Source organism: Pseudogemmobacter faecipullorum, assembly GCF_020539525.1.
GTDB classification, from domain to species: Bacteria; Pseudomonadota; Alphaproteobacteria; order Rhodobacterales; family Rhodobacteraceae; genus Pseudogemmobacter; species Pseudogemmobacter faecipullorum.
Genome location: NZ_JACDXX010000014.1, coordinates 54,381 through 68,569, shown reverse-complemented (window position 1 = coordinate 68,569; position 14,189 = coordinate 54,381). Strand labels below are relative to the sequence as shown.

Here is a 14,189-nt window from a genome sequence, read left to right as displayed (position 1 = left end):
CCTCGGGAAGAGACCAGCATGAACCGCAAGATCATTCCTATAGCACTTTCGGCAGCCCTGACGCTGGCTCTGCCCGTACCGATGCTGCTCGCGCATGGTGATGCGGTACCGCAGGCGGTCGATACCACCGGACTGCCCGACCTGCCGGAAGAAATGGCGAAAGAGAACCCATGGCGCGCGGCGAGTGGTGATCTTTTGTTCCGCGCGGTCGAGGTTGGTGCCAAGGGGTTCAACTCGAATTGCGCGCGCTGCCATGGGCTTGAGGCGATCTCGGGCGGCCTGGCCCCGGATCTGCGTTTCCTTGAGGCCAATGATTTCGGCGATGAATGGTATCTCGACCGGGTTCTGCATGGCTATGAGCAAAACGGCGCCGTCAAAATGCCGCCCTTCGCCGATATCTTCAGCCAGCAGGCGGTCTGGGCGATCCGCACCTATATCGAGACCCGGCCCGATGCGGATGAAATGGCCGCGAAAACCGACGAGATCCATTCGTTGCTCGATAAGGTGAAAGCGCTCGAAAGCGGCGCGGATGTCACCACGGCCGGCGCGGTCGCGGATGAGCTGGATGCGGTAAATGATCAGTTCGAGGCGCTTTCGGGCGCGCCGCGCGCCGTCACCGTGCTGGCTCAGGCAGCGCATATTCTGCGTGCAGATCCGGCCCGGGCCGCAGTGGCGGCCGAGCTGATCGCTGGCTCGCTCAGGGACTGAGCGCAATGGAAACGCTCCTCACCCGGCTTCTGCCCGGCGGCGACAGGCCCCTGATCCTGCCCGTCACCGGCGCGGCTGCGGTGGGGGGCGATGCTTTCGACAGCGGCATGTGGCCACTGCATCGTGAGACCTGGCTGGGCGGGAATGCCCTCTGGTCCAACGATCCGGCGGTGGCGGTTCTGGCGCCGAAAGCGGCCGAGGATTCGGCCCATGTCCCGTTTCTGATCGACGCGACCGCGCTGCAGGGCCGGGTGGAAGAGATCGTCGTGACCATCGATTACAGCCCCTTTGCCCATGGCCTGACCTTTCGTCCTGGCCGCGCCCGGCCCTTGCTGGGTTTTGGGGTGAAATATGAGAGTGCCGGTGCGCTCCGGGCCTCGGCCCGGCTCGGGGATGGCTGGCATGTCGGCGCGGCCTGGGTCTCGGCGCTTGGCGGCGGCTGCTCGGCGCCTTCGGTTGCCCATGCCCGTCCCGACTGGCAGCAGGGCTTTGGCGAGATGCGGGCGCGGATCTGGCCGGAAACCGGGCGGCTGCGGCTGAAAATCCGCCATCCCCAGGAGACCGGTCTCGCCGATGGTATCCCGGCGCATTTCCTGACCGGGCTGCAGCTGAGCGACGGGGATGGCGTCGAGATCGCCGCGCTGGATCTGTTCGAGCCGCTCGAGGAAAACCCCTCGCTGACCTTTCTGCTGCCGCCTGATCTGGCCGCAGGCGAGGTGAGGATCAGCGCCCGGGATAATCTGGGGAACAGGTTCAGTGGCCGTGTCGGGGGGCAGACATGACCCTTCCCTCGCTGACACGCCGCAAAGCCCTGACGGGTATCGCCTCAGCAACGCTGAGCCCAACACTGCTGGCGTCAGTTCCGGCCCGGGCAGAGGCCCGCCGTTATCACCTCGCGCCGCAGGAAGTGGCCGATGGGGTCTGGATGATCGAGGGGCTGCGCGAGGTATTTGCTGCCTCAAACGGCGGCAATATCGTCAATATTGCGCTGGTGCAGACCAGCCAGGGCGCGGTGGTGATCGATACCGGCTCGACCCTCTCGATGGGGGCGGAAATTCGCGCCTTTGCCGATCAGCGCATGGGCGGGGTCGCAATGGTGGTCAATAGCCATCACCATCCGGACCACTGGTTTGGCAATGCTGCCTTTGCCGATCGTCAGATCGTGGCACTGCCACAAACCAGCGCGGCCTGCGCGCAATATGGCCAGGATTTCGCGGAATCGCTTTATGCGATCCTTGGCTCCTGGATGTCGGGCACGACGCCGCTGCCCGCCACCGGCCAGACCGGGGCCGGAGAGGCGCGGATCGGCGGCAGGTCTTTGAAATTCATGGCGCTTTCCGGCCATACCGCCGGTGATCTGGTGATGATGGATGAACAGACCGGCACGCTGATCGCCGGGGATCTGCTGTTTCTTGAGCGCGCGCCCAGCCTGCCGGATGCGGATTACGGGGCCTGGCTTGCTGCGCTCGACACTCTGGCCGGGCTGCAGGCCTCGGGCACCATTCCTGGCCATGGCGCCTTTCACCGCTCCAGCGCGGCTCTCGCCCAGACCCGGGCCTATCTGACGGCAACCCGCGCCCGGCTGGACGAGGCGGCGCGGCTGGGCCTCAGCCCGGTTGAGGCGATGGCGGCGGGGCCGGTTCCGGAATTTGCCGCGCTTGGCGCCAATCCCGAGGAATATCTGCGCTCGGTTGTCCGGAGATGGGCAGATCACGAGACAGAAGCGCTCCCGCTGGTGGGGCGGTCGTAAAGTGCAATGCCGGTTCATGGATGGAGGAGACGACATGACCAAGCTTAAGAAACTGACCACCGCCAGTGCGATTGCGCTGATCGGCATGGCAGGGATGGCGCTTGCCGAGGGGCGCGTCACCAAGGATGTCACCTGGGAGGATATTCAGGCCGACAGCGAGACCACCCAGGATGTGCTGATGTATGGCATGGGCAATAAGGCTCAGCGCTATTCGACGCTGGATCAGGTGAATTCGGATACGGTCAAGCATCTGCGCCCGGCCTGGGCCTTCTCCTTCGGCGATGAGAAACAGCGCGGCCAGGAGACCCAGGCCATTGTCCATGACGGGGTGATTTATATCACCGGCTCCTATTCGCGGATGTGGGCGCTTGACGCCAAAACCGGCGAGCGGCTGTGGAAATTCGAGGCCCGTCTGCCCGAGGATATCCGGCCCTGCTGTGACGTGGTGAACCGTGGCGCTGCGATCTATGGCGACAAGGTCTTCTTCGGCGGGCTGGATGCCTCAATCTATGCTCTGGACAAGAATACCGGCAAAGTGGTCTGGCGTGAGAAGTTCGAGGATCACAAGATCGGCTATACGATGACCGGCGCGCCGACCATCGTGAAAGATAAGGTGACCGGCAAGGTCATGCTGATCCACGGCTCTTCGGGCGATGAATTCGGTGTGGTCGGCAAGCTTTACGCCCGCGATCCCGATACCGGTGAAGAAATCTGGATGCGCCCCTTTGTTGAGGGTCACAAGGGCGCGCTGGCAGGCGCCGAAGGCACGATCACCGGCGATCCCGCCGCTCCGAGCTGGCCCAATAATGCCGATGGCTCCAAGGTCGAGGCCTGGAACCATGGCGGCGGTGCCCCCTGGCAATCGGCGGTCTATGACGAAGAGACCAATACGATCATCGTTGGCGCCGGTAACCCCGCGCCCTGGAACACCTGGGCCCGCACCCCGGGCGACAGCCTCTATACTTCGGGCCAGGCCTATGTCGATCCGTCGAATGGCGAGCTGGTCGGCTTCTACCAGCATACCCCGAATGATGCCTGGGACTTCTCGGGCAATAATGAGATCGTCCTGTTCGACTATACCGATAAAGAGGGCAAGAAGCATCGCGCCGGTGGCCATGCCGACCGCAACGGCTTCTTCTATGTCACGGATATTGATGCGCTTTCCAAGCGTGGTGGCGATATCAACCGCCCGACCGCTCTGCTGAATGCCTTCCCGTTTGTTGATAATATCACCTGGGCCAAAGGCATCGATCTTGAGACCGGTCGCCCGATTGAAAACGAAGGCCAGCGTCCGCCGCTGCCGAAAGAGGGCGAAGACAAAGGCGCCACGATCGAAGTCTCGCCGCCGTTCCTCGGCGGTAAGAACTGGAACCCGATGGCCTATTCGCAGAAATCCGGCCTGTTCTACATTCCGGCCAATAACTGGAAAGAAGACTACTGGACCGAGAATGTCACCTATCAGGCCGGGGCCGCCTATCTGGGCCAGGGCTTCCGGATCAAGCGTATGTATGACGACCATATCGGCACTTTGCGCGCCTATGACCCGGCCACCGGCGAGAAGAAATGGGAGCATAAAGAGAAGTTCCCGCTCTGGGCCGGCACCCTCGCAACCGCAGGCGATCTCGTATTCACCGGCACTTCGGATGGCTATGTGAAGGCCTTCCATTCCGAGACCGGCGAACAGCTCTGGTCCTTCAACACCGGTTCGGGCGTCATCTCGCAGCCGGTGACCTGGGAGCTGGACGGCAAGCAATATCTCGGTATCGCGTCGGGCTATGGCGGAGCGGTGCCGCTCTGGGGTGGCGATATGGCGACGCTGACCACCCAGGTCAGCCAGGGTGGCTCGTTCTGGGTCTTTGAGATCCCTGATGAGCTGCTGGCCTCGGCCAACTGAGCCCTGAACTCCCGGGCGGGCAGGTCTGACCTGCCCGCCTGTTCCGCTGCAGAGGATCTGACCGATGAAACCCTGTCTTCTGGCCGCTCTGGCCCTTTTTTGCACATCTTTCATCGCGGCAGCGGATGTGCTGAGCGGCAATAGTGATGCGCTTGGCTTTCCGGTGATCGTCGATACCGATGAGCCGCAGCAAGGCCCGCTGGTGATCGGCGGCTGCGAGCTGAAGCCGGGCGCCTCCTGCCAGGGTGCCGATCTGCGTCATGCCGATCTGCGCGGCCAGAAGTTGAACGGTATCGACCTTTCCGGCGCGAAACTGACACGCGTCAATTTTTTCGGAGCCGAACTGAAAGGTGCCAATCTCTCGGGGGCGGATCTGACCGGGGCCAGTCTGGAAATGGCCCAGGCCCAGGGGATCGACCTGCAGCGTGCCACACTGGTCGGGGCAAACCTCACCTCTTCGCGCCTTGCCGGAGCCGATTTTTCGCAAAGCAATCTGACCGGCGCCAGTCTTGAGGCGGCCACAGTCCATAAAGGCAAATTTGTCGGCGCCACCATCATCGGTGCCAATCTGATGGAAACCAAATTCTACAATGCTGATTTCGCCGATGCGGTGCTTGAGGGCAATTTCGCGCCCTATGCCATCTGGGAGGGCGTCCATATGGAGAATTGCACCGGATGCCCGTTCAACTGGTAAAGCGGCGCAATATCGCGCTGGCGCTGCTGCTGGTGCAGGCAGCACCGGCCGGAGCGCAGGATCTGACGGCGGGCCTCATGGCCTGCCGCAGTCATTCCGGCGCTGCGGCGCGGCTGGCCTGTTATGATGCGCTGCCGCTCCAGGCGGCGATCCGCAGGTTTCAGGGCGCTGGCAGCCAGGTTACCCCTTCCTTTGACATCACCGCCCCGACGCTGCTGCAGTTTGAAAGCATGGATGCGATCATGGTGATCTATCTGCTCGATGCCAGCGGCGAGGTGGTACAGAATCTGCACCAGGCCGGGGCGGGCACCGGCTCTTTCCTGATGGCCCAGCCCGGTCGCTACCGCCTGCAGATCAATGCCTCGGGCGGCTGGCGGATCAGCCTTGAGGCCCCCTGAACCCTGTTTTCCTGCCGCGACTGCTACGACTATGGTCGAATACTTTTTCTGCCCGGCGCATCGGATGTTTGCTCTGTGCGACTGTTCTCTTTGCGCGGGGGGGCGGGGTCGCGCTAGACTCCAGATTTGAGCGGCTCAGCCGGGGAAGATGACCCGGCATCCGCAGCCCCGGGGAGGGAAGGCATGGCGCAGGCATTCGGTATTTCGGACGCGGATTACCCGCTGCGCTCGGCGCTGATCGTCGATGATCATCCATTGTTCTGCGACGCATTATCGATGACGCTGACCGGACAGGTCGGGATCGACCAGGTGGATGCGGTGGGCAGCCTCGGCGCGGCGCTGGACCGGCTGGCAGGCGGAGACATGCCCGATGTTATCGTGCTGGATCTGAACCTGCCGGATGTGAACGGGCTGGACGGTGTGGTCAGGATGCGCCAGGCGGCGCCTGCGACACCGATCATCGTGGTCTCCTCGATGGATGAACTGCGGGTGGTGCGCTCGGCGCTGCGCGCAGGGGTCAGCGCTTTTGTCCCCAAACATGCCGAACGCGGCGCTTTTCGCGAGGCTTTTGACACGATTGCCCGGGGCGAGGTGCATTCCAGCCGCCGCATTCTGGAACAGACCGCTGCCACTCCGGCCGAAGAGGCGGTGGCGCGGCTGGCGCTTCTGACCCGCCAGCAGGGCAAGATCCTGCAGCTGGTCAGCGCCGGGCTGATGAATAAGCAGATCGCCCATGAGCTTTCCATCGCCGAGACCACGGTAAAGGCCCATATCACCGCGATCATGCGCAAGCTTGGCGTGCAGACCCGCACCCAGGCGGTTCTCTTTGCCCAGGAACTGAGCTTCACCCTGACACCCCCGCCGGGATGACGGGGGCTGGATTTTCGCGCCCGCCCGGGGTTCCATGGCGGGCAGGGAGACAGCAAGGGGGAAGAGGTGCAGCTGACAGGCGATCAGATCGTGGCGCGGGCCAGCGTCTCAGTCCGCGAGGCGGATGTGGCGGGCCAGCTGACCCGGGCGCTTGGCCCCGGACCCTTCGCGCTGGTTCTGCTGCTGCTGTCGCCCGAGGCCGATCTGACCGGGATCGCGGGCGCGGCCAGATCGGCCTGGCCGATGGCCCGGGTGGTGGGCTGCACCACAGCAGGGGAAATCACCGGCGCGGGCTATGAAGAGGAAACCATCGTTGCAATTGGCTTTTCCAGCCGCCATTTCCTGGCTGAAACCCTGTTGATCCCCGATCTCGACCGCCTGTCCCGTAACGATATTGCCGCCGATCTGTTGCAGATCCGCCAGCGCCTGTCTTCCGGCCAGGCAGCTCTGCCCTATGAATGCGGGCTTTTGCTGGTCGACGGGCTGTCGGTGCGCGAGGATGAGCTGGCCGCCGCCCTCGCAGGGGGGGCGGGAAATATGCCCCTGGTTGGCGGTTCGGCCGGAGATGGCACCCGCTTTGAGCGCACCTTTATCCTCCATGATGGCATAGCGATGCGTCATGCGGCGGTGCTTTGTGTGCTGCGCAGCGATTGTCCGGTCCGGGCGCTGAATATGGACCACCTGCATCCTACCGGGGTGCGGATGGTGGTCACCGATGCCGATCCCTCGGCCCGGATCGTGCGGCAGATCAATGGCGAGCCGGCGGCGCAGGAATATGCGCGCCTGCTGGGCCGGGATCTGGCGATGCTCGACAGTTTCACCTTTGCCGCCTATCCGCTGGCTTTGCGCATCGGCGCGCGCCACCATGTCCGCGCTATTCAGCGCATGTTGCCATCGGGCGAGCTGCTGTTTTTTTCGGCCATTGCCTCTGGGGTGGTGCTGTCTCTGACCGAAGCGCATGATCTGGTCGGCCATCTCTCTGCCGGGCTGGAACGGCTGCGGGCCCCGGCCGAGCCGGTTGCCGTGCTGGCCTTTGACTGCATCCTGCGCCGGATCGAGGGGCGCGAGAAACAGCTGACCGATAAGGTCTCGGATGTGCTGCGCCGTCACCGGGTCTGGGGGTTTTCCACCTATGGCGAGCAGATCGGCCCGATGCATGTCAACCACACGCTGACCGGCTGCGTCTTTTATCCGCCCGGCACCCGGCTGGAGGAAGAGGCATGAACCCGCAACCGCCGATCACCGCAGGGCTGCTTGATCCGAAAGACAGCCCCGCCCGCCAGATCGAAAAACTCCTGACCATTGCCGCTGCGCTGATGAGCCATGCCGAGCAGGGCCAGGGCGACCGGGATGCCGCATTTGAGGAGTTCCGCCGCGCCGCCGTGCTGGAAGAACATGTCCGCCAGCGCACCCGTGAGCTGGAAGCCGCGCTGCGCCTGCTGCATGAGGCCAACAGCACCGCCGAAAGCTCGCGCCGCCAGCTGAGCCAGGCCGTCGAGGCCATCGAGGAGGGCTTTGCCCTGTTCGACCCCGAGCAGCGCCTCGTGCTGCACAACAGCCGGTTCTGCGGCGATCTGCCCGATGCCCGCGCCCGGCTGCATCCGGGGATCAGCTTTCCCGATTATATCCGCGCGGTCAGCCATTCAGAAAATCTGCGCCTGCCCCCGGACGAAGGCCCGGAAGCCTGGGTGGAAAAGCGGATGGCGCTGCACCGCTCGGACCGGATCTTTTACGTCGATCTGACCGGCGACCGCTGGCTGCAGATCAGCGAGCAGCATATGGAGGATGGCAGCACGGTCGTTTTGCAGACCAATGTGACCGAGATCATCCGCGCCGAACGTTCGGAGCGCGGCAAGCTGCTTGATGACCAGGCCCGGATCATCCGCGCGACCCTGGACCATATCAACCAGGGGGTGGCAATTTTTGATGCCGAGCGGCGGCTGGCGGGCTGGAACTGGCGGCTGGCGCAGCTGCTCGATATCCGCGCGCCGCTGTTGCGCCGGGGCGTGGATTACGATGCGCTGATCGCGCCCGCATTGTCTCACACCGCTTTTTCCGATGGTTTCAGCCCCGAGCGGCTCAGGGCCTGGATCTGGCAGTCCGGCCCCTGTCCGCCTCTGTCCTTTGAGATCGAGCAGCCCACCGGCATGGTTCTGGCCGTCTATGGCCAGGAAATGCCCGGGCGCGGCTTTGTGCTCTCTTTCACCGATGTCAGCCGCGAGCGCCTCGCCATCCATTCGATGCTGCGCGCCAATGCCACGCTCGAAGCGCGCGTCGCCACCCGCACCGAGCAGCTGGCCGCTGCCCTCGCCAGCGCCGAGCGTGCCAATGCCACCCGCTCGCGCTTTGTCGCGGCGGCAAGCCATGATCTGCTGCAGCCGCTTTCGGCCGCCAAACTTTTCGTGGCCGCCGCCCGGGATGAGGCTGGGCCGGGCCAGTCCACCACCCTGGAAAAAGCCTATAATGCGCTGATCAGCGTCGAGGGAATTCTGGGAGCGCTGCTGGATATCTCGCGGCTTGAGGCGGGCTCGGGGTCAATCGACGTGACCCCGCTGCCGCTGTCTTTGCTGCTGGCGCAGCTGACCGATGAATTCGTGCCTTTCGCGGCAGAAAAGGGGCTGCGGCTGACCATCCTGCCCTGCGCCCTGGCGGTGGAAAGCGATCCGGCCTATCTGCGCCGGATCCTGCAAAATCTGATCGGCAATGCGCTGCGCTACACCAGCCAGGGCCGGGTTCTGGTCGGGGTGCGTCGCCTGAAGGGCGCGGTGCGGGTCGAGGTGCATGACACCGGCCCCGGCATCGCCCCCGAGGATCAGCAGGCGGTGTTTCGCGAATTTCACCGCATCGGTGGCTCGGCCTCCGCCGCTGCCGGAATGGGGCTCGGCCTTGCGATTGTGGAACGCGCCTGTGCCCTGCTGCGCCATCCGCTGACCCTGCGCTCGCGCCCCGGCCTCGGCACCTGTTTTGCGGTGGAGCTGCCGGTCGCGCCGGATCTGCCGCCAGCGGGCCTGGCACCGGCGCCGCTGCAGATGGAGGATGCGCCCTGCGGCCGGATCGCGCTTCTGGTCGAGAATGATGAGGGGCTGCGCCGCGCCATCGCCCTGTTGCTTGAGCGGCGCGGCATTGATGTGCTGGAGGCAGCAAGCGGCCCCGAAGCCATCGGGCTGCTCGAGGAGATCGGCATCGTCCCCGATCTCTATCTGATCGATCAGCAGCTTGGCGCGGGGCCGACCGGGGTCGAGACCGCCAGGATCCTGCACCGGACATTTGGCCAGCGCCCGACCCGGATCATCACCGCCGACCGCACCGCCGCCACCCGTACCGCCGCGGGGGCGGCCGGGCTTGAGATCATGTTTAAACCGATCGACCCCGACGCGCTCGGTGCTTTTGTGCTGCAATCGGACTGAAACGCGCCAGAGCCGCCCGGCTTACTCCGGGAGCGCTCACAGACCGCCTTCTGGTCCGGGTGCCAGAGGCTGCCCCTTTCGCAGCAATGCCAGCTAAGCTGACACCACCGGGCCAGGCTCTGCCATCCAGCCTGGCCTCTCCGGTCGTCTGTCACGGCCCGGGGGGCTGCCCCCGCTCTCCGTATCGGCGCATAGCCCGGCTTCAGCTGGTCTTTTCTGCAGGCTTTTCGCAAGCAGATCTGCCCGGCGGCCGCAGATTGGCCAGCCAGAGGCCCTCATTTTCGTTGCAGTTTTCAGACCCTCCAGCCCATGCGTGATCAGCGTTTCCATTGCGGAAATGGCAGCCTCGTCACTGAAGCGCGCTTCGGGTTTCGAGGTCACCTCTTTCACCCGGTTGACCATATCGTTCTTTTTATTGGCCGGGATCAGGTCTTCGTTCGGGCGGGCGAGCTATAGCCGCGCCCCCCAGTTCAGCGCCCGAGCTGCCAATGATGACCATAAGCGTGCAGACCGGTCCGGTGAAACGCAGCCGGTCTGCACTGAGGTCAGTGAGCTTTGGCTCAGCCGGGGTCGGCGGTAAAGCCTGCCTGTTCAATGGCGAACACCGCGCAGGCCTCGTCATTGTCCGAGGTGTCGCCGGTGATCCCCACCGCACCAATGATCTTTCCCGCTTGGCGGATCAGCACGCCCCCGGGCACCGGGACCAGGGATCCGCCGGCCAGCGCATTCATCGACTGGATGAAATAGGGCTGTTCCTGTGCCCGGTTGTAGAGGGCACGCGAGCCGAGGCCCATGCCGACCGCCCCTTTGGCTTTGCCCTGGGCGATTGCCGGGCGCAGCAGGCTGGTGCCGTCCTGGCGCAGCAGCACCACCAGCTCGGCCGAGGCATCAACGACGGCGATGGTCAGCGGCTTCAGCCCCATTTCGGCGGCGCGGGTAATACAGGCGCGGGCGATGCTGTCTGCGGTTGCAAGGGTCAGGTCCATATTAACTCATCCAGTAAAGATCAGGGAAATCCGGCCGGTTCAGAGGCCGAAAGCGGTGCAGGTCAGCAACTGACCAGGGTCGGCCGGAGCAGTGACGGGGCATGGAGCGGGCAGAGATTTCACAGTTAACCCATCGCCCGTCAACTGGCGGCAGAATTCCTGTTTATCAACTCCTTAGGCTTTGACCAGTGCGAAGGCAGGGGCCGGTGCGCAGCGGGCAGAGAGGGCCTGGCTCCGGCCAGGCCCCTGACCGGAATAACAGCCTGTCCCAGCCAGGCCGGGCGCGACAGTGCCGCCGCTCTCCTTTGCCGCCTGCTCCTCTTGCCCCCGCCTCACGCGCTCCCGCTGTGCCTGGCTTCGGGCCGCAGGGCATGATCGAGAACCCGCGCCACATGCTGCGCATCGCGGGCCGCCCCGTCATGGATCTGGTGGCGACAGCTGGTGCCATCGGCAATAATCAGATCCTCTGCCCCGGCTCTGCGCACGGCGGGCAGCAGCGACAGCTCGGCCATTTTCATCGATACTTCAAGATTTTCTGCGGCATAGCCAAAGGCACCCGACATGCCACAGCAGGCGCTTTCGATCATCTTCACCTCAAGCCCGGGCACGGCGCGCAGCACGGTTTCGACCGCTCCCATCGCGTCAAAGGCCTTCTGATGGCAATGACCATGCACATGCGCCACCTGGCCCTGCTGGTCTGCGAGCGGCAGGGTGATCCGGCCTGAGCGCAGATCCCCGGCCAGCAGCTCCTCAAACAGCAGCGCCTTGCCAGAGATGAAGCCGGTTTCCTCTTTTGGCAACAAAGCCGTCATCTCATCGCGGAAGCTGAAAATGCATGAGGGTTCCAGCCCCACCACCCTTGCGCCGCGCTCGACAAAGGGGCGCAAAGCCGCAAGTGAGCGCCGGGCCTCATCACGCGCGGCATCGGTCTGGCCAGAGGAGAGATAGGTTCTGCCACAGCAAAGCGGCCGGGCGCTGCCCGCAGCTTTAACACGGTGCAGCCGGTAGCCTGCGGCGCGCAGAACCCGCTCGGCAGCCTCAAGGTTTTCGCGCTCAAAATAGCGGTTGAACGTGTCGCCAAACAATACAAGGTCAAGCCCGTCGCCCAGAACATCCCCGGGCCGGGCCGGGCTCGCGTTCTCGCGCCAGGGTTTGCGCCATTGCGGCAGACTGCGCTTTGCCGAAAAACCGAGCAGCTTTTCTGACAACCGCGCCAGCAGCGGGATCCGGTCGCGCAGGTTCAGCAGCGGGGCCAGCCTTGCCGCATAGGGGGCATAGCGCGGCAGATGGGCGATCAGCCGCTCGCGCAGCGGCAGGCCATGCCGGTTATGGTAATGATGCAGAAATTCGATCTTCATCCGCGCCATATCCACCCCGGTCGGGCAGTCACGCTTGCAGCCCTTGCAGGATACGCAAAGATCCATCGCCTCTTTCATTCCGGGCGAGGTGAAGGCCCCGGGCCCGAGCTGGCCCGAAATGGCCTGGCGCAGGCTATTGGCCCGGCCCCGGGTCAGATGGGTCTCATCCAGGGTGGCACGGTAGGAGGGGCACATGGTACCCCCCGCCAGTTTGCGGCAGGTGCCATTGTTGTTGCACATTTCAACCGCGCCGCCGAAATCGCCCCATTCCGACCAGTCGAGCGCCGGGGCGCCGGGCAGGCTGGTGCGATAGTCAGGCTTAAACCGCATCAGGCTACGGTCATCCATGCGCAGCGGGCGCACGATCTTGCCCGGGTTCAGCCGGTTCTGCGGATCGAAAGCATCCTTTACCTGCTCAAACGCCCGGGTCAGCTTTGATCCGAACATCGGCTCGACAAATTCCGAGCGCGAGATGCCATCCCCATGCTCGCCCGAATAAGAGCCTTTGAACCGCTTTACCAGATCGGCGGTTTCCTCGGCTATCGCGCGCATATGCTGCACGCCTTCGGCGGTCTTCATATTCAGAATGGGCCGCACATGCAGGCAGCCGACAGAGGCATGGGCATACCAGGTGCCAAGGGTGCCATATTTCGCAAAGACGCCGCTCACCGCATCGGTGTAATCGGCCAGATGTTCGAGCGGTACGGCGCAGTCTTCGATAAAGGAGATTGGCTTGCCGTCGCCCTTCATCGACATCATGATATTGAGGCAGGCCTCGCGCACCTCCCAGACCGGCTTTTGTCGTGCGGGCTCAACCACTTCGACCACGGCATCGGCAAAGCCATAATCGGCCATGCACTGATCGAGCCGTTTCAGATCCTGCTTCAGCGCCGCCAGATCATCCCCGGCGAATTCGACCAGCAGCAGGCAATTGGGGGTGCCCCGGGTGATATCGCCCAGGGTTTTCACAAAGATCGGAATATCCGCGCCCAGCACCAGCACATTATTATCGACCAGCTCAACCGCCACCGGGCCGAGGGCGACAATATGCTGCGTCGTTTGCATCGCACTGCGGAAATCGGGGAAATGGCAGACCCCCATGACGCGATGCTTCGGCAGCGGCGACAGCTGCAGGGTAAGGCCGGTTGAGAGCGCGAGCGTGCCCTCGGATCCCACCAGCAGCCGGGCTGCATTGGGTTGCGCCGGCAGCAGCTCATCCAGGTTATAGCCGCCGACACGGCGCTGCACTTTCGGGAAAATGCTCTCGATATCCGTGCGATGCTCGCGGGCGAGGGCGGTCAGGCGCCCGATCACCTGTTGCGCCCGATGCGATCCGGCGGCGGTGCTGTCGGAAAGCGAGAAACTCTCGCCGTCATGGAACATGGCATCAATCGCCAGCACGTTATCGGCCATTTTTCCAAAGCGCAGCGAGCGCGCGCCAGAAGAATTATTGCCCGCCATGCCGCCCAGCGTGCAGCGTGTCGCGGTTGAGGGCTCAACCGGGAAAAACAGCCCGTCTTTTGCCAGCTGGCCGTTCAGCGTGCTCAGCACCGTTCCGGGCCGCACCCGCACCCGGCGCGCCGCCGGATCATAATCGGTCACCCCGCCGAAATGGCGTGACATATCAAGGACCAGCCCGGTGCCGATCGGCTGACCATTCTGCGAGGTGCCGCCTCCGCGCGCGATGACCGGCACATCATGCGCGGCCGCGACCTGCAGCGCGGCGGCGATGTCTGCCTCATGTTTCGGGAAGGCGACAGCGCGGGGCGTGATCTGATAGATCGAGGCATCGGTGGCATAGCGCGCCCGGCTGAAACTGTCGAACCGGCTTTCCCCCTCCATCGCCTTTTGCAGGGCGGCCTCAAAAGACCGGCGCTGCGCTTCGGCCCTGGCGGCCGGAGGATGGAGCGGTTTATGCGGTGCGTTCATCGGATCGCCTTGCTTGTCTCGGGCGGGCTGGCCTGGCTTATGGGTGGTCGGGCTGGACAGAGCCGACCGGCGTGCTGAGGAGGCCCGCTGGCGCGGACAATCAGCCGCCCGCAGCTGCGGACGTCCTTTCTCCTCCCTTTTCAGGCGTGGCGATCTGTCTGGACCCGACACGCAGCCTGGGGCTCCCCTCCCGGC

11 protein-coding genes are annotated in these 14,189 nt (G+C 64.2%); 9 read left to right on the top strand and 2 right to left on the bottom strand.

The genetic code is table 11. The features are described from left to right. Positions 1-18 precede the first annotated feature (18 nt). The 9 genes from pedF to H0485_RS14900 all read left to right on the top strand — a co-directional run bounded on the left by pedF (position 19) and on the right by H0485_RS14900 (position 9,721). Positions 19-708, top strand: coding sequence for a cytochrome c-550 PedF (pedF, locus tag H0485_RS14940; RefSeq protein ID WP_226936751.1), 690 nt, complete (start codon positions 19-21; stop codon positions 706-708). A 5-nt stretch (positions 709-713) separates the two neighbouring features. Further along, positions 714-1,490 carry a quinoprotein dehydrogenase-associated SoxYZ-like carrier gene (locus H0485_RS14935; RefSeq protein ID WP_226936750.1) on the top strand — a complete coding sequence of 259 codons (777 nt, stop codon included), beginning with the start codon at positions 714-716 and terminating at the stop codon, positions 1,488-1,490. Continuing rightward, positions 1,487-2,458: a quinoprotein relay system zinc metallohydrolase 1 gene (locus tag H0485_RS14930; protein ID WP_226936749.1), complete on the top strand. Its 972-nt coding sequence runs from the start codon at positions 1,487-1,489 to the stop codon at positions 2,456-2,458. Before H0485_RS14935 ends, H0485_RS14930 begins: the two co-directional genes overlap by 4 nt. Before the next feature lie 34 nt (positions 2,459-2,492). After that, positions 2,493-4,352, top strand: a complete 1,860-nt coding sequence (locus H0485_RS14925; protein ID WP_226936748.1) for a PQQ-dependent methanol/ethanol family dehydrogenase — start codon at positions 2,493-2,495, stop codon at positions 4,350-4,352. A gap of 64 nt (positions 4,353-4,416) precedes the next feature. Next, on the top strand, positions 4,417-5,046 hold the full coding sequence (locus tag H0485_RS14920) for a pentapeptide repeat-containing protein (RefSeq protein ID WP_226936747.1): 630 nt from the start codon (positions 4,417-4,419) through the stop codon (positions 5,044-5,046). Then, entirely contained in the window at positions 5,028-5,444 is a 417-nt protein-coding gene (locus H0485_RS14915) for a hypothetical protein (protein ID WP_226936746.1), read from the top strand. Before H0485_RS14920 ends, H0485_RS14915 begins: the two co-directional genes overlap by 19 nt. A 183-nt stretch (positions 5,445-5,627) precedes the next feature. Beyond that, complete coding sequence (locus tag H0485_RS14910) at positions 5,628-6,314, top strand: response regulator (RefSeq protein WP_226936745.1); 687 nt, start codon at positions 5,628-5,630, stop codon at positions 6,312-6,314. Positions 6,315-6,380: 66 nt separating this feature from the next. Beyond that, complete coding sequence (locus H0485_RS14905; RefSeq protein WP_226936744.1) at positions 6,381-7,538, top strand: FIST signal transduction protein; 1,158 nt, start codon at positions 6,381-6,383, stop codon at positions 7,536-7,538. Next, on the top strand, positions 7,535-9,721 hold the full coding sequence (locus H0485_RS14900) for a hybrid sensor histidine kinase/response regulator (RefSeq protein WP_226936743.1): 2,187 nt from the start codon (positions 7,535-7,537) through the stop codon (positions 9,719-9,721). The genes H0485_RS14905 and H0485_RS14900 overlap by 4 nt, the downstream gene beginning before the upstream one ends. 560 nt (positions 9,722-10,281) lie before the next feature. Here the strand turns inward: H0485_RS14900 and H0485_RS14895 are convergent. Together H0485_RS14895 and H0485_RS14890 are read right to left on the bottom strand one after the other, a co-directional pair. Beyond that, positions 10,282-10,707 carry a GlcG/HbpS family heme-binding protein gene (locus tag H0485_RS14895; protein WP_226936742.1) on the bottom strand — a complete coding sequence of 142 codons (426 nt, stop codon included), beginning with the start codon at positions 10,705-10,707 and terminating at the stop codon, positions 10,282-10,284. Between the two features lie 332 nt (positions 10,708-11,039). After that, positions 11,040-13,994 carry an FAD-binding and (Fe-S)-binding domain-containing protein gene (locus tag H0485_RS14890; protein WP_226936741.1) on the bottom strand — a complete coding sequence of 985 codons (2,955 nt, stop codon included), beginning with the start codon at positions 13,992-13,994 and terminating at the stop codon, positions 11,040-11,042. Positions 13,995-14,189 lie beyond the last annotated feature (195 nt).

Bases quoted from the DNA above. Each gene is read 5' to 3' on its own strand.
- H0485_RS14915 (WP_226936746.1), top strand. From the start codon at position 5,028: ATGCCCGTTCAACTGGTAAAGCGGCGCAATATCGCGCTGGCGCTGCTG.
- H0485_RS14890 (WP_226936741.1), bottom strand. From the start codon at position 13,994: ATGAACGCACCGCATAAACCGCTCCATCCTCCGGCCGCCAGGGCCGAA.
- H0485_RS14930 (WP_226936749.1), top strand. From the start codon at position 1,487: ATGACCCTTCCCTCGCTGACACGCCGCAAAGCCCTGACGGGTATCGCC.
- H0485_RS14920 (WP_226936747.1), top strand. From the start codon at position 4,417: ATGAAACCCTGTCTTCTGGCCGCTCTGGCCCTTTTTTGCACATCTTTC.
- pedF (WP_226936751.1), top strand. From the start codon at position 19: ATGAACCGCAAGATCATTCCTATAGCACTTTCGGCAGCCCTGACGCTG.
- H0485_RS14935 (WP_226936750.1), top strand. From the start codon at position 714: ATGGAAACGCTCCTCACCCGGCTTCTGCCCGGCGGCGACAGGCCCCTG.
- H0485_RS14925 (WP_226936748.1), top strand. From the start codon at position 2,493: ATGACCAAGCTTAAGAAACTGACCACCGCCAGTGCGATTGCGCTGATC.
- H0485_RS14910 (WP_226936745.1), top strand. From the start codon at position 5,628: ATGGCGCAGGCATTCGGTATTTCGGACGCGGATTACCCGCTGCGCTCG.
- H0485_RS14895 (WP_226936742.1), bottom strand. From the start codon at position 10,707: ATGGACCTGACCCTTGCAACCGCAGACAGCATCGCCCGCGCCTGTATT.
- H0485_RS14900 (WP_226936743.1), top strand. From the start codon at position 7,535: ATGAACCCGCAACCGCCGATCACCGCAGGGCTGCTTGATCCGAAAGAC.